This window comes from Micromonospora sp. M71_S20, from assembly GCF_003664255.1.
GTDB lineage: Bacteria > Actinomycetota > Actinomycetes > Mycobacteriales > Micromonosporaceae > Micromonospora.
In genome coordinates this window covers 453,006-473,868 of the sequence record NZ_RCCV01000001.1, presented here as the reverse complement: position 1 = coordinate 473,868, position 20,863 = coordinate 453,006, and the positions used below count along the sequence as shown (strand labels likewise).

Here is a 20,863-nt window from a genome sequence, read left to right as displayed (position 1 = left end):
ACGCCAGATAGTTGAACGTTCAACAAAATCGCGCTAGCGTCGGTGGCATGGGAATCCACCGCCTCAACCACGCCGTGCTCTACGTCAGTGACCTCGCCCGCAGCGTCGCCTTCTACCGCGACGTGCTGGGCTTCCGGCCGATCCCGATGACGCCGGACGGCTTCCGGGGCGCCGCCTTCCTCCAGGCGCCCGGCTCCACCAACGACCACGACCTCGGCCTGTTCGAGGTCGGCGCGGGCACCGGCCCCTCCACCGCCGGCCGCGGCACCGTCGGGCTCTACCACCTGGCCTGGGAGGTCGACACCCTCGACGAGCTGGAGGTGACCGCTCAGCGGCTCGCCGCCGCCGGCGCCCTGGTCGGCGCGTCCGACCACGGCACCACCAAGAGCCTCTACGGCCAGGACCCGGACGGGCTGGAGTTCGAGGTCGTCTGGCTGGTGCCCGCCGACCGGCTCGACGACGCCGCCCTGGCCGCCCGCAAGCGGATCGGCCGGCTCGACCTGGACGCCGAGCGGCGGCGCTACGGCGGCCAGACCCGTGGCGGCGTGGGCGTCTCCGTCCCGGCCTGACCCGACCGGGATCCGACGGTGCCCCCGCCCTGACCGGCCCGGGGACCGGACGCCGCGCCGACCGCGCGCCGCGCCGCGCCGTCGGGTCCGGGTGGGGGAGCTGTGCCCGGCCCGGGACGGGCGTGCGGTAGAACGGCAGCATGCCGACCGACGCCGTCCTGCGCGAGCTGCTCGTCCGACACCTGGAGACCTGGCTGCCGGGGGCGCTGCACCGCGCCCGCCGGGCCACCCTGGCCCTGGCGTACGCCGGCGGCGACGCCGGCTCCGCGGAGGCCGCGCTGCGGGTGGTCGCCCGGCACGCCGACCGGCTGCGGGGCCGCCAGCTCACCGTGCTGGTGCTCGCCGACGGCACCGAGGAGCTGCCGGCCCGGCTCGGCGCCGTGGAGGCGGAGCTGCCGGCGGGAGTCGCCGTGCACCTCGTGCCCGGCGGTCCGGCCCGCCTGCCGGTGGCGGTCAAGGCGGGCGGCGCGGCCGGCGCGCCCCTGCTGTCCGTCGTGGACGACGACGCCGCCGATCCCGCCGTGCTGACCGCCGCGGCCGTCGGCAAGCCGGCGGACGTGCTGCTCGCCACCGCCGCCGGCACCCCCGCGCGCGCCGCCCTCGCCGACGCCGGGTTCCCGCTGACGACCGAGGTGGAGCTGGTGCCCGCCGACGGGGCCCCGGCGCGGCTGCTGGCCTTCGCGACCAGGTCGGACAAGAGCCTGGAGGCGTTCAAGGAGGCGCTCTGGGCGGTCGACGGTGCCGCTGGCGTGCGCTACCGCGACCCGGCGGGGCGGCTGCTCGACGTCGTCCCGGCCCCGGAGTCCGGCCCGCTGCGCCGCGAACTGCTGGCGGAGCTGGCGCGCTCCGGTCCCCGTACGGTCACCGAGCTGCGCCGACACGCCCTCACCGCGACCGTCTACCGGTCGTCCGACGCCGTCCGGGCGCTGACCGGCCTGCTCGACGCGGGGGAGGCGGCCCGCGACCCGGAGCACGGCCGGCTCGGCGGCGACGTGGTCGTCTCGGCCCGGAAGGACGGGACGGCGTCCTGACGCGAACGCCGAGCGGGGTGCCGGTGGATCCACCGGCACCCCGCTCGACCTCGGGACCTCACGCCCGGGACTTGTCCTGCTTCCAGGACAGCGGACCCGGCAGGTCGACCCGGTGCGCCTTGGCCCGCGAGTTCCAGGACCAGCGACCGATCTTGATGCTCCAGGAGGAGAAACCGTTCTCGGTGAAGTTCAGGATGATCGGACCGTACTTCTTGCGCTTGCGGAACATCAGACCCATCGTCGTGCTCCCTTCGATTCCCTTCCCTGCCCTGTCGAACCCGAACATGCCCGGATCGCCGAATCGTGAAACCCCTGCCCGTCCGGGGTGGACGGTGCCGAGGGACGGTGCCGGCCCCTCTGCGTCCGAGGGCGCGCCGAGCCCCACCCGCCGGCATAGGGGTTCGCGACGGTGTCGGCCGACGTCGATCCCGCCCTCCCGATAGGGGCATTGACCGGCGCCCCGGGCCCCGGCAGCATGGGGCGATGACGCAGCGGGACGATCTTCCCCACGCGGCTCGCCCGCCCGTCGACGCAGGGCTGCCCCGCACCCCCGGCGCCCGCCCGGGCCCGGAGCCGGCGTGACCACCGTGGAGTGGTCCCCGCAGGGCGGCGCCGACCTGCTGCCGGTGGACCGGGACCTGTTCCGGGCGCTGCTGCGCCGGCAGGCCGCCACCGTCACCGTCGTCACCACCGTCGCCCCGGACGCCGCCGCGTCGGCCCGCCCGGACGGCTCCGGCGAGCCCGTGAGGGCCGGCTTCACCGCCACGTCGTTCACGTCGGTCTCGCTGGACCCGCCGCTGGTCTCGTTCTGCCTCGGGACCGCCTCGTCGAGTTGGCCCGTCTTCGCCCGGGCCGAGCACGTCGCCGTGCACCTGCTCGGCGCCCACCAGCGGGAGGCCGCCCGGGTCTTCGCCACCGGCGGGATCGACCGGTTCGCCGCCTATCCGCACTGGACGCCGGGGCCGTTCGACGTGCCGCTGCTGACCGGGGCGCTGGCCCGGCTGCTCTGCCGGGTCGCGCACCGGGTGCCGGTCGGCGACCACACCCTCTTCGTGGCCGAGCCGCTCGCGCTGGGCGGCGGCGAGGACGGGGACCCGCTGGTGCACCACCGGGGCGGCTACACCACGACGGGCACGCCGGCCCGGCCCTGACCCGACCGGGCCACGCCCTCATCACGCAGCGGGCGGGTGTGGAATGCGGACCGTGCCGCCGGTTACCGGGGGCGGCGTCAGGCGGGGGCGCGGTGGACGACGAGCACGCGGGTCACACCGCCGTCGACCTCGGCGATGTCGCGTTCGTGGACGAAGCCGATCCTGCCCAGCAGCGCCAGCGAGGCGTGGTTGGCGTCGGCGACCGTCGCGTACACGCGGGGCAGGCCGAGGGTGTCGAAGCCGTAGCGGACCAGGGCCCGGGCCAGCTCCGTGCCGAGACCGGCGCCCCAGGCCGGCTTCGCCAGCGCGTAGATGATCTCGTGGCCGTCGACCTGGTCCGTCCGCTTGATCTCGGCGTGTCCGACGTAGCGACCGTCGCGGCGCACCGCCCAGACGTCGAAGAGGTCGTCCGCGTAGACCTTCGTGAAGATCCGCCCGAAGAGGGCGCCGGCCTCCTCGGCGCTCAGCGGGCCGTCGCCCATGAACCGGCCCACCTCCGGGTCGGCGAGCAGGGACACGGCGTCCTCGGCGTCGTCCGGCCGATAGGGCTCCAGCAGCAGGCGGTCGGTGTGCAGGGTGGGGGTGGGCATCAGCGCGGCTCCCAGGCGTCGGGCAGGGCCGTCAACCTACGGACGTGGGCGGGCAGCCGGCCACTGATTATCTCCGCGAGGCTCACCTCGTCGACCACCCGCCGCACGGCGGCCCGCACCGCGACCCAGAGCCCGGGCAGGTTCTCCGCAGCGCCCTCGTAGCTGGTCTCCTCCGGGCGCAGCCCGCGCACCCCGGCCAGCGGGCCCTCCACCGCGCGCAGCACCGCGCCGACGGTCACCTCGCGCGGCGGCCGGGCCAGCGTGTAGCCGCCCTCGGCGCCACGCTGCGCCCGGACGATGCCGGCCCGCCGCAGGTCGGCCAGGACGGCCTCCAGGAACTTGCGCGGCATGTCCTGCTCCGTGGCGATGGCCTGGGTGGACAGCAGCCGAGGGTACGCGGTGGCGAGGCTCAGGGCCGCCCGTACCGCGTAGTCGCCGCGCGCGGAGATCTGCACCCCGACATCATGCCCCGCGCGGCCGGCCGGCCGCGTCGGCGGGCGGGCGGGGACGGACCACCGGCCCGGGTACCGGCTGCTCACGGGCCGCGCGGAACGCGCCCGGGCTCACCCCGACCTCCCGGGTGAAGAACCGGCCGAAGTTCGTCGGCTCGGAGAACCCCAGCCGCCGGCCGATCCGGGCGATCGGCTCGTCGGTGGCGGCCAGCAGCCGGCTCGCCTGGAGGGCCACCCGCTCGTCGACCACCTGCTTGGCGCTGCGCCCGGTCACCGCCAGGCAGGCCCGGGTGAGCGTACGCACCGAGCAGCCCAGCCGGGCGGCGTAGTCCTCGACCCGGCGGGTGTGCTGGTAGCCGCGCTCGACCTCGCGGCAGAGCCGGTGGAAGGTGGCGGCCTCCGCCCGGGTCGCCGGGTGGGCGCGTTCGGGCAGCAGCGACAGCCGGAGCAGCAGCACGGCGAGCTGGTGGCGGAGCAGTCCGCGCGCGGCGGCCACCCCCCGGTGGCGCTCGCAGTCCACCGCCAGCTGGCTCACCTCGTTGATCACCGCGTCCTCGTCCTCGCCGGCGAGCTGGAGCCAGGCCGGGACGGCGTCCGGGTCGACGTCGAGTCCGCGCAGCGCCGCCGGATCCCAGCGCACCACCGTCGCGTCGAGCTGCGGGCCGGCGCAGCGCAGCACCTGGCCGGCGCGCACCCGCAGCAGGGTGCCGGGTCGGCACGGCAGGGCGCGGAAATCCAGCTCGGCCGTGCCGTGTCCGCCCGTGGTCAGCACGAGCAGGTCCTTCTCCAGCAGCACCGGACGACGCCAGCGCGGCTCGGAGGCGAGGTCACCGAGGGCGACCGTGTCGATCTCGGCGGCGGCGGTCGCCAGGTTGCCGGGCGGAGCGGGGGAGAGCTGACCGGAAGAGACCATCGCCTGCGACGGTAGCCCGGAGCGACGACCAATGCATCCCGGGAGCGCCGCCCAGGTCACGCGCGCGGCCGGTCGCACCGCGGGCCCGGCCGGCGGGCTCCCGCCGGCCGAGCGGTGCGCCGGGCCGCGCGGATGCGCGGCGGGCTGGCCCGGGCCGCCCGGCGGGGGTTGTCGAGGTCGTCGGGGCCGGGCTACGTTACCGAGCGGTAGCGCCGTCCGGTCGAGGCACGGCCGGAGCCGGGGTCCGCGCCGGTCGGGCCGCCCCGCCCCGGCGGCCCCGGCCGACTCGCGATGGGATGGGCATGACGGATCTGTTCTCGGTCGAAGGCAAGACGGTCCTGGTCACCGGCGGCTCGCGGGGGATCGGCCTGATGATCGCCCAGGGCTTCGTCCGGGCCGGCGCACACGTGATCATCTCGTCCCGCAAGGCGGACGTCTGCGAGGCCGTGGCCAAGGAACTCTCCGCCGAGGGGCGCTGCGAGGCCATCCCCGCCGACCTCGGCGACGACACCGGCGCCGAGGGCCTGGCCGCCGCCGTCCGGGAGCGGTTCGACCGGCTCGACGTGCTGGTCAACAACGCGGGCGCGACGTGGGGCGCGCCGCTGGAGTCGTACCCGGAGAGCGCGTTCGACAAGCTCTGGGCCGTCAACGTCAAGGCGGTCTTCCGGCTCACCACCGCGCTGCTGCCCGCGCTGCGCGCGTCGGCCAGCGCCGACGACCCGGCCCGCGTGATCAACATCGGCTCCATCGACGGCATCCGGGTGCCGATGATGGAGGTGTACGCGTACTCGGCGACCAAGGCCGCCGTGCACATGCTCACCCGCAGCCTGGCCCACCAACTGGCCGGCGAGCAGATCACCGTCAACGCGATCGCGCCGGGGCCGTTCGAGAGCAAGATGATGGCGTTCGCGCTGGACGACCCCGCCTCCCGGGCCGCCATCGAGGGGCAGGTGCCGCTGGGTCGGATCGGCCGGCCGGAGGACATGGCCGGCACCGCGATCTACCTGTCGTCCCGCGCCGGCGCGTACCTCACGGGTGCGGTGATCCCGGTCGACGGCGGCATCACCACTCACGGCTGAACCGGCGAAGGGCGGGAGGCGGTGCGCGTACCCCCTGGTGGGCCGGAGCCGCGCGGACTCGGCAGATCCGCGCGGCCCCGGACGGCCGGTGTGGCCGGTGGTTCAGCGACCGGCGAGCAGCCGGCTCACCGCGGTGTCGACGTCCAGGTGCTCGGCCTCGCGGCCGCGCGGGACGACGACGTAGGTCCGGCGCAGGAAACGCACCAGGACGCTGCGCGGCACCTCGAACAGGGCGTTGCCGTCGGGCGACGACAGCGCCAGCGCGACGAAGTCCCCGCGCGGGGTGGCCCAGGGCCAGACCCGCACGTCCCCGATGCCGGCCGGCTCGTCGAGGCCCGTGACCAGCAGCTCCCGGGCGAACGACCAACTGACCGCCTCGCCGCCGGCGGATTCGGCGTGGAACAGGACATGGACCGCATACGGATCAGCAGGGTCGTAACGCAGACTGGCACGCACCGGCAAGGCGGTGGCGTCAGGTGCGACGAGCCTTAGCGACGTCTCGACCTCTACGGTCGTCGGTCGGATGACACTCATGGACGATCTCCCCCCGGCACCGCTGCGGAACGCGCGTGTCCCGCTTTTCCCATACTCAGGTGCTACTCCTGGCTACGCTCCGCCATACGCTGACTTCACCCAGTGGTGGGAAGGGGGTCGGAAAGGCCGCGTGAATGTGAATATTCATGTAGGATTTCCGGTTCTGCCCAGTGCGTGATCCCGCCCGGCATCGGGTGGTTCAGTCGTCGACTTACTCCGGTAACGTCCAGTCGGCCGTTGCAGTGACGGGCGCGAGCCACACTGGGGGAGGAAATGGTTACGAAACGATCCTCAGTGGATCCGATGGCAGTGCCGGGCCCGCCGAAAGTCGCGGCCCGGGCAGCCGAAAGGCGGGGGTGCGGGGTGCCGACGGAGCAGCACGACCGGCCCGGTCGGCCGGCGACCGACCGGGATGGCGCCGGCGGCACGGCGCTGGCCGAGCGGCGGCAGCGACCCCGCTGGCGGCAACGGCTGGGCACCACCCTCGACCTGATCCGGGCCAACCCGACCGGGCGGGTGACCCTCAAGATCTTCATCGCCATCGCCGGCGCCCTCGTCGTCACCATCGGCATCGCCCTCATCCCGCTGCCGGGGCCGGGCTGGCTGCTGGTGATCGCCGGCCTCGGCATCTGGGCCGTCGAGTTCCACTGGGCCCGCCGGCTGCTCGGCTTCACCCGCCGGCACGTGCACAACTGGACGCAGTGGGTGAAGGACCGATCGCTGGCCGTACGGTTCCTGCTCGGCTCCGTCGGCCTGGTTTTCGTCGGCTCGGTGGTCTGGCTGTCGCTGAAGTACAGCTTCGGCATCGACGTGGTCGCCGAGGCGCTGCACTACCTGGCGACGCACTGACCCGGCGCTCCGCCGGATGGGCCGACTGCCGCGCGGCACGCGGACCCCGGATTTCCGGTCCGGTCCCTCGATCAGGTAGAGTCATCGGCGCTGAGGGCGATTAGCTCAGCGGGAGAGCGCTTCGTTCACACCGAAGAGGTCACTGGTTCGATCCCAGTATCGCCCACCGTTAATATTTGCAGGTAGCGAGCCCGTCACCGGAACCGCCGGTAACGGGCTTTCGCGCTTTCGCCCTTAGATCGGGAGCAGATTGGGAGCAGCCCAACCGCCCGCGCTCCTCACCTGTGGGACTGAGCACGGATCCGTGGCGGCTCGCCTGCACTCCCTCTTCCAGGGTGAACGCCTTCCCGGGAACCTAGGGACGTCTCGCAACTCGGTCAGATCTCCATGGTGAAGATGTCGGGGTGCGCTCGGCATCGAGGCGCCCGCCTCGATGATCTACGAAGGCAGACTCCAGCAGGAGACGATCCTTTCCCCTGGATGCGGCCACCATCGAACACACCGACTCGGTGCTGCACATCCCCGACGGGCGTCGGCGCGGCTATGCTCGCCGATCAATTCTCGCGCTGTCCGGCGTTGAGTAGCTCGCTTTGGAGCAAAGTTAGTTTTTGGTGTGCATCTGGCTTACTTGGTTCCTCGACTGTCCGATGTGCTGTGGTGGCGCGAGTAGTCGATGATGTGGTCATGCGTTCGCGACGCTGGGTGATCATCGGGGTGGGTGGGGTGGCCGCTGCCGGGTTGGTGGTGGCGGCGGTGGTGTTCGGTCTGCAGGGGGTGGAGGTGGCCAGTTGGGTGGCCGGGGTCGCCAGTCTGGTGGTCGCGGTCGCCGCGGTCGTACTGGCCCCGTCGGGAAGCCCCGCTGCGGCAGCGACGCCGCCGGGTGCGGCCGCAGTGCCGCCACCAGCCGGGCCGGGGTCGATCGTGGCGGGTGGTGACATCACGGGTATCGCCTCGACCGGCGACAACGCGACGAACACCCAACACCGATGAGCTGGTGGTCTCGACGCGGCCGAGCAACGCCTGCGCACGCTGATCCCGCGACGCCAGCGCCGGCAGGTGAGTCCGCTGGGCCGAGCGGGTCGGGTGCCATCACGGCGGGCAGCATTCCTGGCATCGCGTCGACGGGTGCCCATGCGACCAATACCCAGCACGTTACGGTGCTGCCGCCGGAGGCGCTGGTCGCGCCGGAGGCGGTGCCGGCACCGGCCGGGTTGGTGAACCTGCCGGTACGGCGGCTTTTCGTGGGTCGCGAGGATGCGCTGGGCTGGCTGGACAGGACGGTCCTGGATCCGGGTGTGGTGGTCGTGCAGGCTGTGCACGGGCTCGGCGGTATCGGCAAGAGCACCCTGGTGGCTCAGTGGGCGGCTACGCACCGCGACGAGCACCGCCCGACTTGGTGGATCACCGCTGACAGCCCCGCCGCTCTCGACGCTGGTCTGGTCGCCTTGGCGGTCGCGTTGCAGCCGGGTCTCGGCGCGGCCCTGCCGTCACCGGCCCTGCGGGAGTGGGCCGTGCGGTGGCTGGCCTGCCACGACGGGTGGCTGCTGATCCTCGACAACGTCATCGATCCCGACCACATCACCGATCTGCTGGCCCGGCTGCCCCGAGGCCGGATCCTGGTGACCAGCCGGCGTGCCACCGGCTGGCCCGACCTCGTGACCCCGCTGCACCTGGACGTCCTCGAACCCGACCAGGCGGTCGACCTGCTGACCGAGATCGTGTCCCGTGCTGGTGCCGCCATCGACCCCGCCGACGCCGCCGCAGTCTGCGACGAGTTGGGCTACCTGCCGCTGGCGGTGGAACAGGCCGGTGCCTACCTGGCCCAAACCCGTGTCACCGCTGGCGACTACCTGCGGCTCCTCGGCCAGCATCCCGCCCACATGTACCGCGATGGTGGGGAAGGCCGGGCCGCCGAACGCACGATCGCCCGGGTCTGGCAGGTCACCCTCGATGCCCTCGCCGATGACCCCCTGCCCGGACGGCTGCTACGGACCCTGGCCTGGTACGCCCCGGAAGCCATCCCCCGCGACCTGTGGCACCACACCGGCGGCGACGGCCAGGAGGAACCGGCGGTAGTGCGGGCGATCGGCCGGCTGGCTGCGTACAACATGCTCACCGTCGACCCCATCACCCGGGCGGTCACGGTGCACCGGCTCGTCCAGGCCGTCGCCCGCACTCCCGATCGCGATGACCCGCATCGCCAAACCGACGACATCACCGCCGCCCGCAGCGCCGCCACCAAGGCCCTGACCGCTGCATTGCCCGACGGCTGGCGCAATCCCACCACCTGGCCGGCGTGGCGCGCTCTGATACCTCACATCGACGCGCTCGCCACCGTCACCAGAGCACACAGCACCGACAGCGACCGCGGCGCACAGGCCTACCTGCTCAACCAGGCTGGCCTGTTCCTTCACGAGCAGGGAAGCCTCCCCCAAACCATCGCCTATCTCGAGCAGGTCCTCACCGACTTGCGGCGGGTGCTCGGGGATGACCATCCGGACACGTTGGTTTCGGTGAGCAATCTTGCTGGTGCCTACCGCGCGGCCGGTGATTTGGGGCGGGCGATGCCGCTGTTCGAGCGGGTCCTCACCGACTCGCGGCGGGTGCTCGGAGATGACCATCCGGACACGTTGGTTTCGGCGAGCAATCTTGCTGGTGCCTACCGCGCGGCCGGTGATTTGGGGCGGGCGGTCCCGCTGTTCGAGCAAGCCCTCGCCGACGTGCGGCGGGTGCTCGGCAACGACCACCCACACACACGAATCGTCCACGACAACCTGCAAGCTGCCATCGAAGGTGCCAACTCCGAGTAGCGATGGTTCCGGCCATCGGCGGTCCGTAGCTTTCAGCCCAAACAACTCCAGGCATCATGATCGCCGACGTCCTCCCGGCGGTCTGACCCGAAAAACAACGGGCCGCGGTGCCTTGTTAGCGATACGTCGACCGGCGGGAGGACGTCGCCGTGCCGCCGCCAGCCGGGGCCGATGTGGCCTGATAGGAGCCCGAAGCGTCCCACTGGAGTCCTGCCCGCGTTCCCGCTGGCGGCGGCACCGCACAGGATGAGGCGACGCGATGGAGGTCCGAGGTGGGCGTGGCGGCGGCGATCGAGCTGGCTGAGGTGCGAGTCACCGTAGGCGCAAGGGCTGTCGGAGAAACGATCGTTTTTCGAACAAGATCAAGATGCATCGTCGGGGCGGGTAAATCGCGTCCGAAAAACCCGTCCGGGAAATCAGCGTGTCCAACAAAGCGACGACGGGTTTGTTGGGCACTCTGGACGGCGTGACCGTCACCTCCATGCCCGCCGAGGGCGACCTGCTCGCCCCGACTCCGCTCGTAGGCGTGCTCGTCGGCTACGGGCGAGTCTCCACCCGCGAGCAGAATCTCGCCCGCCAGCAAGCCGCATTGACTGCGGCCGGCTGCGCCAAGTGCTTCTTCGACAAGGCCTCCGGCAAGAACACCGACCGGCCCGAGCTGGCCAAGGTGTTCGAGTACATCCGACCCGGCGACGTGCTCACCGTCGTCTCGCTCGACCGGCTCGGCCGCTCGCTGGAAGACCTGATCGGCATCGTCGGCCGCCTCAAGCGCCACGGCGTCGGTTTCCAATCCCTGCACGAGAAGCTCGACACCACCACCGCAGGTGGGATGTTCGTCTTCCACGTCTTCGCCGCGCTCGCCGAGTTCCTGCGCACGATCATCGTGGCCAACACCAACGAGGGCCTGGCCGCCGCTCGCGCCCGCGGGCAACGCCTCGGCCGGCCGCCGGCGATGACACCAGAGAAGGTTGCGTACGCGCTGCAGCTGCTCGCCGAGCCGAACCGCACCATGACCTCGATCGCCAAGCTCCTCGGTGTCTCGCGCAGCACCCTGTACAGCGCGCTGCCTGGCCTCATTTCAGCCCAGGACGACGGGCAGGTCGTCGCTCTGCAAGACCGGTGAGTCCCGGCCCTTGAGGACCAACGCTCGGAGAAGTCCCGTTAGGCAAGATCAATTAGCGGGTGCGCCGAGAGGGTGCCGGATCCGGAGACCTGTGGGCGGTTCTTCTTTGATGGGCACCGCGGACCGTGGGCTGGTCGAGGGGCATCGCGCCAGTCCAACCGGGTCCGTCGCCCGCCCGCTTCACCGTTGGTGGTCACCCCATCAGCATGACGTGAACGATCTATCGCGAATCGCTCGCCGCCGTAGGCCCCCACGTCTGGCTGCTGGGTGAGCTCGCTGATGTCGCCGTGCCAACTGGTCGCGAGGACCAGGACAGCGCCGTCGAAGGTCTCCAACCAATCGGCGGCCCTACGCAGCATGGCCGCTTCGGTCGGGCCGGTGATCTCGACAAGGACGTGCGGCTCCTGGTCGCCATCGACGTCGCCCGGATCCGTTCGGCAACTTCGGCCGGGGTACGCCGCGGCGGCGACCATCGCCGCCGCAGTGGACGAGGCCAAGGCCGCCGACTACATGCGCGGGGCGGCCTGCACATGCGGTCGCGTTGGTCGCATGCAGGCTACGGGCGGTCGATCCCCGTGAAGGTTTCGAGAATGCGCGCCATCCGCTTGACCGGCCCCGTCGGCATCGACGGGCTCATCGTCAGCGACGTTCCGATCCCCGACGTGCGCCCGGGATGGGTGCGTATCCGCGTGATGGCGTTCGGTGTCAACGAGTCCGAGGTAACCAGCCGCCAGGGCGAGTCCAGCCCCGACTTCTCCTTCCCCCGAATCCTGGGCATCGAAGCCGTCGGCGTCGTGGACGCCGTCGGTGACGGCGTCGACCTCGCTCCCGGGCAGAAAGTCGCCACCATGATGAGCGGCCTCGGCCGCACCATCGACGGCAGCTACGCCGAATACACCCTCGTCGACGCCGCGAACGTGATCCCGTTCGACACCGACCTGGGCTGGGACGTCGTCGGCGGCCTCCCCGAGATGATGCAGAACGCGCACGGCTCGATCACCACCGGACTGGGGCTGAAATCGGGCCAGAGCGTCCTCATCCACGGCGGCACCTCCACCGTGGGACTGACCGCCATCGCGATCGCTCACCACCTCGGCGCCACGGTCATCGCAACAACCCGGAACCCCGCGAGAGCCGAGCTCCTCACCCGCGTCGGCGCCGACCACGCCCTTGTCGACGATGACACCCTGCCGGACGCGATCCGCACGATCGCACCGGACGGCATCGACGCCGCACTCGAATTCGTGGGAGCCACCGCACTGCCCGATGTGCTCTCCCTCATCCGACCCAGCGGCACCGTCTGCTTCGCCGGCGCACTCAGCGGCGCTTGGACCATCCCCGACTTCGACCCGTTCACCATCCCTACCGGAGTCCGCCTCACCAGCTACGCCGGCGAAGCCAGCGACCTCCCCTCCGATGCGCTGGACCAGTACCTGCGGGCCATCGAATCCGGCACTCTGAACGTCGTGATCGCCGGGGCCTATCACGGTCTCGAGAAGGTGCCCGATGCACACCGCGACGTCGAGTCCCGCCACCAGCCCGGAAAGTACGTCGTCGTCGTACCGACGACGTGAGGCCTCATTCGTCTGCCGCCCGCTGCGATCGTCGACGGCGCAGCGGGCGGAAGCCTCCCGGTCGCGGGCGCCGCACTTCGCTCTGCCCTGTCGACGTGGAGCTGGCCGGATCCTCACCCTCCACCTTTCCGGGGTGTGAGCACCGTCGCGTACGCATCCCGCAACCATGCGCACCACCCTCGCCCTTGCCGAAGAGAAGCCCGAACATGGATTCAGTTCCTGCCGCTGGCTCCACCGTGCCGGATGTCATCTGCGTGCGTGGCGCGCGTGTAAACAACCTCCGCGACGTCGACATCCCGCTGAACAAGCTGGTGTCGATCGCCGGGGTCTCGGGCTCGGGAAAGTCGTCCGCTGCGACCCCTCGGCGTCCTGCACGCCGAGGGGTCGCGGCGCTATCTGGCCCGGCCGTAGTTTCCAGACCAAAAACAACTCCAACGCTGGTCCAGGGCTGATGGAGATCCAAGCTCCCGGGCGTTCGTACGGTGCTGCGACCAGAGGCTGACGTTGCTTTCGACCCGAAAACTACGGCCGGCCCTTGATGGCGCGCCCGTTGAGATCGCGCCGTCGACCCTAGGACCAGGTGATCGCTCCGAGGTTGTAGTGTTTGTTGAAGTCCGGTGACGGGTCTTGTTCGAACTGAATCTCCTTGCCGTACGGCGCGTCTTCGTACCGCACCTCCGTCATGGGGCGGGAACGTGATGACACGGCGAGCAGGCAGGTCTTCCATTCGGCGCCCTTGCGATCGAACTCGTCGGAATCGGGTGGGTACCTCTCTCGGCAACCCGGCAGCCGCATCTCGCCGGTCACGGTGACGGCGGGACCGAAGTCGCCGAACTCGCCGGTAAAGCGCGGCGTTCCCGGCGAGAAGGCATTGCCACTCTCGTTGGTGATGATGATCTTGGCGTAGTACGCGGTGTGGCGCTTCAGTACCGCCCTGCTGTCTTCGTCGAAGTTGCCCTGGACCTCCGAACCCGGGGTCGTCTGAATGCGCTGCACCACGATGCCGAGCACGCCCTCGGCGTAGGTCTTCAGCAGGGGGTAATAGTGGCGGACGGGCACGATCGCCTTCTCACCGAACCGCAGTCGCGCCCCAGGCCGGGTCATCTCACCGGTCAGCCGAAGCGGTCCGGTCGGAATCGCGATCGTCGCGGGTGTCGGCGCCGACGTGGCGGGTGACGGGACCGGTGACGCGGTCGTGGCAGGAGCCGCCGACGGTGTCGCGTTCTCGCCTGCGGAACAGCCCGCCAACAGCAGGCAGGGAATCAAGGCGAAGGCATGGCCGCGCATAGACGAAGTATCCCCGAATCACACCGGAACCAGTCCTGTCAGGGCTCGCCGTAATTTTCGGGTCGAGAGCAACGCCAACCCTGGTCGCAGCACCGTACGAACGCCCGGGAGATTGGTTCTCCATCACGCCCTTGACCAGCGTTGGAGTTGTTTTTGGTCTGGAAACTACGGCCGGGCCCACTGGTCGAGCGCCGGGGCCTGCGCCGGCAGCACCACGTCGACGCCCCGATCGCGGCCAGGGCGACCGCGCTGATGGCCGCGATGGCGGCCGGCGCCACCTGGCCGACGACCTGCTTTGCTCACCACGACGATCCCGCCATCAAGCCGATCGCAAGGGCCGGGGCCAGCAGAACCCCCGAAAGCGCTGAGCCCCGCTCACCAGCGGGTTTAATGAATGCAATTAAATGCTCATATTAACCAAACATTGGCGGACTTGATTATTGAGGGCAAGCCGGGCATCCTTACAGCTCATCCCTCTTAGCGACGGAAGGTTTACCCAAGGTGACTAAGGTGGGAATGCGCAAGCTCGCGGTGCTGGTGTTCGCCGCGATGTTCGGAACGTTGTCGTTCGTTTCGCCGGCTGGTGCAGCGCCGTCTGGCGGGCTTTCCCCGGCCCCGGTCAACGAGTCGATCCTCGTGCCCGACTACACGGAGATGCTGTGGTCCCTCGCCGGGTCACAGAGCGAGGAGGAGATCGACAGGATCGCGAACTCCGGACACAAGGTTCAGTTGCTCGTTGACCCGGAGGCCGGCAAGATCCTGGCCGCAATCGACACCGAGAGCACGATCACCCCGTCCGCGCTCACCCCCGTCGGCCCGGGGTGCTCTACGACCAGTCTCTGCATGCTGAACGGCGTCCCGAACGGCTACACGGGTACCGGTACCCTGTACGGCACCTGGTCGAACGTGTACCAGTACGCCACCGGCGACAAGATCGGCACGTTTCGCTTCGGCGGTCTGGACTGGACGCACAATCCCTACACGACCGTGAACCTCCCGACCCCGGAGAAGATCACCTACATCGCTCGACGGTGAACTCATCTGACGAGCGGAACGTGGCAGGCCCGGGGCGTCCGGGCCTGCCACGTTTCACGACCGTCGAACGCAGTCTGCCCTGGCCATGTCCTCCAAGGCTCCGCCGTGCACGAGAGGCTCCGTGTCGCAGCGAGCTAAGGAGTGTGGCACCGCACCGAAACGATACGGCCGGTCTGAGAATCGATGGTGAGTTCGACCCTCGGCCACAGGGTTGTTGGAGTCGCCGCGTTGTCTGCTTCAACCGTAGGAGGCCCGCAAACCGACCTCGTATCAACCTGCAAAGGCCGTTCCGCCGGCTCGCCAGTAAGACAGCCAAGGCCCAGCATCACGCCGACGGCAATAACAAGCCGAGGGTGCGGGCGTCGCAGAGGCGGCGAGCTGCGCGACGGCGCATCCAGATCAATAACTGGCATACGGTACGTTAGCGCCTGAGGCAGCCCAAGGACCATCTTCCAGGTCACCATCGAGCCGGGACCGCTGTCGACCAGGCAGCCTGGTCGCCCGCTACTCCCGTGCCGGCGCCGGCCGAGCAGGCCTGGCATTGTTCGCCGAGATGGGAAGCACCTTCACTGGAGCGTTGCCGGCGTGAAACCCAGCGTGACGCCGGCCGGGCCCGCACCGTCTCAGGCGACACAACGGTGTCGGCGGCTGAGCGGCAACGCCGCGCCGCGCAGAACCGCGTCGACCACCGCACCGTGTACGGCGGCGACATCAACTTCATGTCCAAGGACGACTGGCGACCGCTCCCGGTGGATGCGGGGCCCGGCACTGGTGTTCGTGCTCTCGGCTATTTAATGCCGGTGCGGTACTTCATCGCGCCGACCTTGTTGCCGAACATGAAGAACAGGGCGGTGACGACCTGGACCTGGTCTTCTTCGCTCAGCCGTTCCCACACATCGTCGATGTCTTCCGCCTGAAGGTCGACGGTGCTTAGGGTCCGCTGGTTGAAGATTTGGCGCGCTGCCTCATGCTGCTCGTCGGTGAACGTCAGCACCGGCACCAGCTTCCGCAGGTCGTATTGCTCCGGCAGCGGCCTCCTGACCAACTCCTCCGGGTAACGCGCGGACATGATCCGCATCGCCGTGTTGACCAGGTGCACCGCCAGGAAGGACCCCATTCCCATCTGGATCATCCCGAGGACCTCCTCGAACGAGGCGGCGTCGGAGACCCCGACCGGGGTGTCGATGTCGTTGTCCAGACGTTCCATCGTCAGCGCAAAGTTCTCTAGCGCCTGGCCCGGCTGGATGATCATCCTGTCGTCGCCGTCGAGAATGCTCGCCCGATGGTGGTGGCGGTCCATCAACTCGCTGACGGCGCGGTCGTTGTCGTCCGGCGGTGGGGTGGGTTGACGGCGGAACAGGCCCATGCTCGTTCTCCCGAGAGGTAGGTGACGTGAAGGTCACCGTACGCGCAGGTTTTGTCAACGCTCGGCTATGGGGCTCCCCTAGTTTCAGCGAATAAGCAACTCTAGGCCCTGGTCAGGAGCCCTGCGCAGACGCCTGAAGTCCGTGCCCACCCCCACACCCACACCCACCGAGGCCACCACACCTGGACCTGGCACTGGCTCCATCGTCGTAGCACGTTCCGGTCACCCAACGGCACCACGCCGCCGCCGGCGGCACCTGGAACCGATACGCACCAACGACAGCTGGTCAGGCCAGCGGCTGACGAGCGTGCTCGAAGCAGACAGGCAGCGATCAATTACCGTGCCACCATGCAGCGACTGGCGTTGTTCGACCTGGATAACACCCTCATCGATCGCCAGGCAGCGTTCCGCGAATGGGCTGAAGAGTTCGTGACCGATCGCGGACTTGACGATAAAGCCCTGACCTGGCTGATCGCCACCGACGCACACATGCCAGGCCCCAGAGGCCCCTTCTTCACCGCAGTTCGCGACGAATTCGCTCTCACGCAAGCCGCTGAGGATCTCTGGCAGCAGTACCGCCAGCGCGTGCCCGAGCTGGTCTCCTGCAGAGCCGAGGATCTCGACGCGCTCCGACAACTGCGCTCGGCAGGCTGGCGCATCGGGATCGTGACCAACGGCAGGACCGACAACCAGCAGGGAAAGATTCGCCGCACGAGGTTGGACGTGCTCGTTGACGCCGCGCTGTTGGAGAACCGTTGCCGATGCCTGCTCGCTGCGCTGCTGTTGGACCGAGGTGCGACCGGTGAAGCAGCTGAGCTGGTCCGGCGGGTACGCGCCACCGGTAACGACCTGGTACGCCGTTACGCCGAGCAGCTCGCGGAGGAGTACGAGCTGCTGTCGTAATTTCCCCAGGCCAACAGCAGCACAAGCCCGGCTGGCCTCGCGACTGAACATCCGGATCTGTCGCTGTCCGAGCGTTAGGAGGCATGACGAGGGGCTACGCCTTGTACAACTGGAGGAAGTAGCGGATGCGAGCGGCAAGGGTGGATCGTGGCAGGTGAGCAGGGTAACCGGTTGGTCGTCGAGCGCGAGGAGGTTGTCGGGGTTGACTACTCCGCGCAGGGGTTGACCGGGCTGGTCGGTATCGGTGCGTGTTTCGAGCGGTGCCGCTTCGAAGGACTCCGGTTTCAGGATGTAGCGCTCGGCTCCGGCATGGAGTTGTCGCAGTACGTCGAGTGCTCCTTCGACGGCGCGGTGCTTACCGGCACTGCCGGCTACTCGCAGTTCGTCGGCTGCACTTTTCGGGAGGCGGAGATCCGCGATCTGACGGCGAACTACCTGGAGATTGTGGACTGCGTCTTTACCGGACGGATCAGGTCGACGACGTTCTGGGGCGCTCCACCGCCCGGTTCCGCCGAGGGGTTCGCGAGTGACCTGGCGTTCCTGGCGAAGCAGGGGCGGACAGAACCACCGGGGTACCGGGCGCTCGCCTTGCGGGAGTCCAACGAGTTCCACGGAAATGACTTCTCCGAGGCCGACCTGATCGGCGTGGCCTTCCGGTACGGCGTTGACCTGTCCCGGCAGCGTCTGCCGACCGCTTCGGACTACCTGTACCTGCCGGACGCCGAGACCGCCCTGCACCGTGCCCTGTCGCTGCTAGCCGACCAGCCGGCGGACGACCTCCACGCCCGGGTCGAGCGTTCGCTGCGGCGGATGCTCGACCGGGAGGTCGGCAACGGCCAGCGGCAATTGCTGTTCCGCGAGGCGGACTACAAGAGCCGGGGGGTACTGAAGCCACACGCCCGGCTCATGTTCGAGCTCCTACGGAAGGCCGCCGGGGCGGGGGCCTGAGCGGCTGCGCGTGAGGAACTGACCTCAATCTGGGTCCGCAGGGCAGGCCGGGCGGCAGAGGTTACCGAGCCGAACAGGTCCTTACGTGGACGGTGAGGTGGCCTTCGGTGGACGACCGAAGGCCACCCGCTCTGGGCCAATGCCGACCATGCCCCAAGAGGGACTGCCCTCCTACGCGACAGTCGGGCTGTTGCACACACCGCTGCCGGTCGGGTCGCTCCGCGAGAACGGAGGACCCTACGATGGGCCGACTGTCCCGGCTGCCCGTATGGGTCCACATGGGGCCGCGACGGGGGAGCGGGGTGGGAGCAGGCGCGTGAACTGAACAGCAGTGAACTGCATCCAACGACACTGAACCGCACTCAACGGCACTCGCGCCTACCTGCGGCTTTATGGTTCTGCAAGTCAGATCCGATGCAGCGTCCTGATTCACGCGGAGCGCTCAGCCGTCTTGCGTAGCAGTCGACCACAATCTATGTCGCCTGGCGGGGGAATATGCGCAGGTTACTGTCGGCGACGCGTGAAAAATCGGGCTCTGGCACACATTCTGTGATTGATCTTGGTGGCGGCTCACGGGTTGATCAGGACGCGTTTGCGTAAGAGGTCGAGGTTCGCGCGGCCATACATCTGTCGCTTGATCGTCTTGATGCGGTTGACGTGGCCCTCGACCGGGCCTGAGCTCCAGGGCTGAGCGAGGCCGGCGACGACGGCATCGCGGTCGCTGACCAGACCGGCGGCGAAGCCGCGAATTTCGGAGTATCCGGCGTTGCGGGCGCGGTCGATCCAGGCGTCGAGGTGCTGTCCGGTGCCCTGGTGACGGACCAGGGCGGCGAACCCGCGGGCGAGATCGGCAACGGTGTCGAGGTCGGGGCAGCGGCTGCGGGCGTCGGCGAGGTCGGTGTGGTCGTCGTCGGTGAGTTTGTGGCCGGGTCGCATGATCCAGGCGGTGATCCGCCGGGCCGACGGCACCCGGACTGCGGTCGCAGGTGTGGGTCGGGTGCGGTTCGTGGCGAGCCAGTCCCGCAGCACGCGCAGGCTGCCTTGGTAGCCGCGGACCAAGATCTCGGCGTGCAGGTCGGCTGTCTGGTGGATGCCGTCGGTCAGTCGCTGACGCAGGTGGGTGTGAAACGGTGCGAGGACGCTGGGCCGGCTGCTGGCGTTCGGGCCGATCAACGCCTCGGCGGTCGCGGCGTGAGCGTATTTGCGGGCGGTTCTGACGTTCATGTCGAGGCGGCGGGCGGTCGCGCTGATCGACAGTCCTTCGGCCCGCAGGGCGTGCACGGCCGCGTGGCGTTGGCGGGTGTTCGCCGCCCGACGGCCCGTCCTGACCGGCTCGTCCATGATCGGTCCAGCCAGGGCGGGCGTCGGTTCGGTGTGTTCCCGTAGGCATCGGCGGTGCCCACGGACGACTTTTTCGACGGCATCGCTGAGGTTCTTGAGCAGGTGCCACCGGTCGGCGACTTGAATCGCGTCAGGTGCTCCCTTGCGGGCGCCGTCGGCATAGCTGCCACCGCGGTCCCGGCAAATGATCTGGACGCCAGGATGGTCGCGCAGCCATGCGGCGAGGGTGTCGGCGGTGCGGTCGGGCAGGACGTCGATCGGCCGGCGGGTGTGCATGTCGAGCAGCACGGTGGCGTATCGGTGCCCCCGCCGTCGGGCGAAGTCGTCCACGCCCAGCACTGCCGGCGTCACCGGCGGCGGGTCAGGCATCCGCCGGATCATCCGGATCAACGTCATCCGGGACACTGACACCGCCAACCGCTGCGCCAACCGGCTGCCCGATCGACCGCCCAAGGCCACCGCGACCGCTTCCAGGTCACCCGCCGCCAGGACCGTGTGGCGGGCATGCCTGCGGGTCAGCCCGGGAACCTGCTCGACGAACGTCCGCCGCCGGCACCCGACGTTCGAGCAGGCGAATCGGCGGACCGTCAACGCGACCAGCACCTCATGGCCACCCAACCTGACATCAGCCAACCGCCGCACATAGCGACCATGCACCGTGGTTGACCAGGTGCCGCAAGCGCCGCACGGCGCCCGCACCGTCTGTGTCGCCGCGTCGATCCTGACCCCGACGCCGCGGACCACCACCGCGTCCAACCGCAGACCAACCAGATGAGGCAGCAACGCCGAAATGATCTCCACTCCGGCACCCAACCCGAACCTTCAGCGAGCACGACTCACAGAATGTGTGCCAGAGCCCGATTTCACGCGTCGCCGACACACAACAGAAGACAGCAGGTGAGAGGCCGGTTGGAGGACACTCCAGCCGGCCTCTTCGCTACCCCTCGCCGGAGATCGTGGGTCACCGGTGATGCTCAAGTGGAGCGGTCAGGGCATCGACCTTGGCGGCCGGCTGCTCCACGCATTCGACGGACGCCGCGCGGCGCGCGCCTTCCGAGCGGACCAGCCAGCCGCTCCAGCCGACCACGAAGAGCGCGGCGAGAAGGACGTAGACGGCAAGGCCGACGTCGAACGGACCGTGGGCTGGTGTTCGCCGACGACTCGCTGATCCAGCCGTCGAGCACCGGCTGAGACTCGTTCCCGGAGCCGGAGTACCCGTGCTCGGAGAAGGGCTCGCGCCGGGCCGGTGCGGGTCGCGGTCGGCGTTGGCCGTCACCCGATCCGGCTACAACACGAAGCGTTCCCCGA

The 20,863-nt window shown here is 69.7% G+C and carries 21 protein-coding genes and 1 tRNA gene; 14 read left to right on the top strand and 8 right to left on the bottom strand.

Going from position 1 to position 20,863, the window contains the following annotated elements; translation table 11 throughout:
* Positions 1–47 precede the first annotated feature (47 nt).
* A complete protein-coding gene (locus DER29_RS02140) occupies positions 48–569 on the top strand; it encodes a VOC family protein (RefSeq protein WP_121395776.1) in 522 nt (173 codons plus the stop codon).
* A gap of 140 nt (positions 570–709) precedes the next feature.
* A complete protein-coding gene (locus DER29_RS02135) occupies positions 710–1,600 on the top strand; it encodes a hypothetical protein (protein ID WP_121395775.1) in 891 nt (296 codons plus the stop codon).
* A gap of 58 nt (positions 1,601–1,658) precedes the next feature.
* On the opposite strand, the gene DER29_RS02130 is transcribed toward DER29_RS02135, so the two are convergent.
* A complete protein-coding gene (locus DER29_RS02130; protein ID WP_007075522.1) occupies positions 1,659–1,838 on the bottom strand; it encodes a DUF4236 domain-containing protein in 180 nt (59 codons plus the stop codon).
* A gap of 340 nt (positions 1,839–2,178) precedes the next feature.
* Between DER29_RS02130 and DER29_RS02125 the strand changes: the two genes are divergently transcribed.
* Positions 2,179–2,751, top strand: a complete 573-nt coding sequence (locus DER29_RS02125) for a flavin reductase family protein (protein WP_370040013.1) — start codon at positions 2,179–2,181, stop codon at positions 2,749–2,751.
* Between the two features lie 77 nt (positions 2,752–2,828).
* Here DER29_RS02125 and DER29_RS02120 read toward each other — a convergent pair whose 3' ends face one another.
* The 3 genes from DER29_RS02120 to DER29_RS02110 are packed head-to-tail and all read right to left on the bottom strand — an operon-like array spanning position 2,829 to position 4,706.
* The gene (locus tag DER29_RS02120) at positions 2,829–3,341 is read right to left on the bottom strand and encodes a GNAT family N-acetyltransferase (RefSeq protein WP_121395774.1); all 513 of its coding nucleotides are present in this window, start codon (positions 3,339–3,341) and stop codon (positions 2,829–2,831) included.
* The gene (locus DER29_RS02115; RefSeq protein ID WP_121398934.1) at positions 3,341–3,796 is read right to left on the bottom strand and encodes an Rrf2 family transcriptional regulator; all 456 of its coding nucleotides are present in this window, start codon (positions 3,794–3,796) and stop codon (positions 3,341–3,343) included. Before DER29_RS02115 ends, DER29_RS02120 begins: the two co-directional genes overlap by 1 nt.
* A gap of 7 nt (positions 3,797–3,803) precedes the next feature.
* Entirely contained in the window at positions 3,804–4,706 is a 903-nt protein-coding gene (locus DER29_RS02110; RefSeq protein ID WP_121395773.1) for an AraC family transcriptional regulator, read from the bottom strand.
* 302 nt (positions 4,707–5,008) lie between these two features.
* Between DER29_RS02110 and DER29_RS02105 the strand changes: the two genes are divergently transcribed.
* Complete coding sequence (locus DER29_RS02105) at positions 5,009–5,785, top strand: glucose 1-dehydrogenase (protein WP_121398933.1); 777 nt, start codon at positions 5,009–5,011, stop codon at positions 5,783–5,785.
* A gap of 102 nt (positions 5,786–5,887) precedes the next feature.
* Here DER29_RS02105 and DER29_RS02100 read toward each other — a convergent pair whose 3' ends face one another.
* Positions 5,888–6,319 (bottom strand): SsgA family sporulation/cell division regulator, encoded by a 432-nt coding sequence (locus tag DER29_RS02100; RefSeq protein WP_067311359.1) that lies wholly within the window; start codon positions 6,317–6,319, stop codon positions 5,888–5,890.
* Between the two features lie 303 nt (positions 6,320–6,622).
* Between DER29_RS02100 and DER29_RS02095 the strand changes: the two genes are divergently transcribed.
* The 6 genes from DER29_RS02095 (at position 6,623) to DER29_RS02070 (ending at position 12,675) form a co-directional block, all read left to right on the top strand.
* Entirely contained in the window at positions 6,623–7,168 is a 546-nt protein-coding gene (locus DER29_RS02095; RefSeq protein ID WP_121398931.1) for a TIGR02611 family protein, read from the top strand.
* Positions 7,169–7,262: 94 nt separating this feature from the next.
* A tRNA-Val gene (locus DER29_RS02090) sits at positions 7,263–7,334 on the top strand.
* Positions 7,335–7,852: 518 nt separating this feature from the next.
* Entirely contained in the window at positions 7,853–8,158 is a 306-nt protein-coding gene (locus tag DER29_RS02085; RefSeq protein WP_121395772.1) for a hypothetical protein, read from the top strand.
* A 167-nt stretch (positions 8,159–8,325) separates the two neighbouring features.
* Positions 8,326–9,978: a tetratricopeptide repeat protein gene (locus tag DER29_RS02080; RefSeq protein WP_121395771.1), complete on the top strand. Its 1,653-nt coding sequence runs from the start codon at positions 8,326–8,328 to the stop codon at positions 9,976–9,978.
* Positions 9,979–10,399: 421 nt separating this feature from the next.
* The gene (locus DER29_RS02075; protein WP_121395770.1) at positions 10,400–11,101 is read left to right on the top strand and encodes a recombinase family protein; all 702 of its coding nucleotides are present in this window, start codon (positions 10,400–10,402) and stop codon (positions 11,099–11,101) included.
* Between the two features lie 590 nt (positions 11,102–11,691).
* A complete protein-coding gene (locus DER29_RS02070) occupies positions 11,692–12,675 on the top strand; it encodes a zinc-binding dehydrogenase (RefSeq protein WP_121395769.1) in 984 nt (327 codons plus the stop codon).
* A gap of 570 nt (positions 12,676–13,245) precedes the next feature.
* Here DER29_RS02070 and DER29_RS02060 read toward each other — a convergent pair.
* Positions 13,246–13,962 carry a hypothetical protein gene (locus DER29_RS02060; RefSeq protein WP_148709962.1) on the bottom strand — a complete coding sequence of 239 codons (717 nt, stop codon included), beginning with the start codon at positions 13,960–13,962 and terminating at the stop codon, positions 13,246–13,248.
* A gap of 510 nt (positions 13,963–14,472) precedes the next feature.
* Between DER29_RS02060 and DER29_RS02055 the strand changes: the two genes are divergently transcribed.
* The gene (locus DER29_RS02055; protein WP_148709961.1) at positions 14,473–14,997 is read left to right on the top strand and encodes a hypothetical protein; all 525 of its coding nucleotides are present in this window, start codon (positions 14,473–14,475) and stop codon (positions 14,995–14,997) included.
* A 787-nt stretch (positions 14,998–15,784) separates the two neighbouring features.
* Here the strand turns inward: DER29_RS02055 and DER29_RS02050 are convergent.
* Entirely contained in the window at positions 15,785–16,363 is a 579-nt protein-coding gene (locus tag DER29_RS02050; RefSeq protein WP_121395766.1) for a hypothetical protein, read from the bottom strand.
* A 348-nt stretch (positions 16,364–16,711) separates the two neighbouring features.
* On the opposite strand from DER29_RS02050, the gene DER29_RS02045 reads away from it, so the two are divergent.
* Both DER29_RS02045 and DER29_RS02040 read left to right on the top strand, forming a co-directional pair.
* On the top strand, positions 16,712–17,266 hold the full coding sequence (locus DER29_RS02045; RefSeq protein ID WP_121395765.1) for an HAD family hydrolase: 555 nt from the start codon (positions 16,712–16,714) through the stop codon (positions 17,264–17,266).
* 147 nt (positions 17,267–17,413) lie between these two features.
* Positions 17,414–18,214, top strand: a complete 801-nt coding sequence (locus tag DER29_RS02040; protein WP_121395764.1) for a hypothetical protein — start codon at positions 17,414–17,416, stop codon at positions 18,212–18,214.
* A 570-nt stretch (positions 18,215–18,784) separates the two neighbouring features.
* Here the strand turns inward: DER29_RS02040 and DER29_RS02035 are convergent.
* A complete protein-coding gene (locus DER29_RS02035; protein WP_233599988.1) occupies positions 18,785–20,302 on the bottom strand; it encodes an ISL3 family transposase in 1,518 nt (505 codons plus the stop codon).
* Positions 20,303–20,522: 220 nt separating this feature from the next.
* Between DER29_RS02035 and DER29_RS02030 the strand changes: the two genes are divergently transcribed.
* A complete protein-coding gene (locus tag DER29_RS02030) occupies positions 20,523–20,723 on the top strand; it encodes a hypothetical protein (RefSeq protein WP_121395762.1) in 201 nt (66 codons plus the stop codon).
* The last annotated feature ends 140 nt before the right edge of the window (positions 20,724–20,863 follow it).

Coding starts and splice junctions, on each gene's coding strand:
- DER29_RS02140 (WP_121395776.1), top strand. CDS start 48: ATGGGAATCCACCGCCTCAACCACGCCGTGCTCTACGTCAGTGACCTC.
- DER29_RS02135 (WP_121395775.1), top strand. CDS start 710: ATGCCGACCGACGCCGTCCTGCGCGAGCTGCTCGTCCGACACCTGGAG.
- DER29_RS02130 (WP_007075522.1), bottom strand. CDS start 1,838: ATGGGTCTGATGTTCCGCAAGCGCAAGAAGTACGGTCCGATCATCCTG.
- DER29_RS02120 (WP_121395774.1), bottom strand. CDS start 3,341: ATGCCCACCCCCACCCTGCACACCGACCGCCTGCTGCTGGAGCCCTAT.
- DER29_RS02110 (WP_121395773.1), bottom strand. CDS start 4,706: ATGGTCTCTTCCGGTCAGCTCTCCCCCGCTCCGCCCGGCAACCTGGCG.
- DER29_RS02105 (WP_121398933.1), top strand. CDS start 5,009: ATGACGGATCTGTTCTCGGTCGAAGGCAAGACGGTCCTGGTCACCGGC.
- DER29_RS02100 (WP_067311359.1), bottom strand. CDS start 6,319: ATGAGTGTCATCCGACCGACGACCGTAGAGGTCGAGACGTCGCTAAGG.
- DER29_RS02095 (WP_121398931.1), top strand. CDS start 6,623: ATGGCAGTGCCGGGCCCGCCGAAAGTCGCGGCCCGGGCAGCCGAAAGG.
- DER29_RS02085 (WP_121395772.1), top strand. CDS start 7,853: ATGCGTTCGCGACGCTGGGTGATCATCGGGGTGGGTGGGGTGGCCGCT.
- DER29_RS02070 (WP_121395769.1), top strand. CDS start 11,692: ATGCGCGCCATCCGCTTGACCGGCCCCGTCGGCATCGACGGGCTCATC.
- DER29_RS02060 (WP_148709962.1), bottom strand. CDS start 13,962: ATGCGCGGCCATGCCTTCGCCTTGATTCCCTGCCTGCTGTTGGCGGGC.
- DER29_RS02050 (WP_121395766.1), bottom strand. CDS start 16,363: ATGGGCCTGTTCCGCCGTCAACCCACCCCACCGCCGGACGACAACGAC.
- DER29_RS02045 (WP_121395765.1), top strand. CDS start 16,712: ATGCAGCGACTGGCGTTGTTCGACCTGGATAACACCCTCATCGATCGC.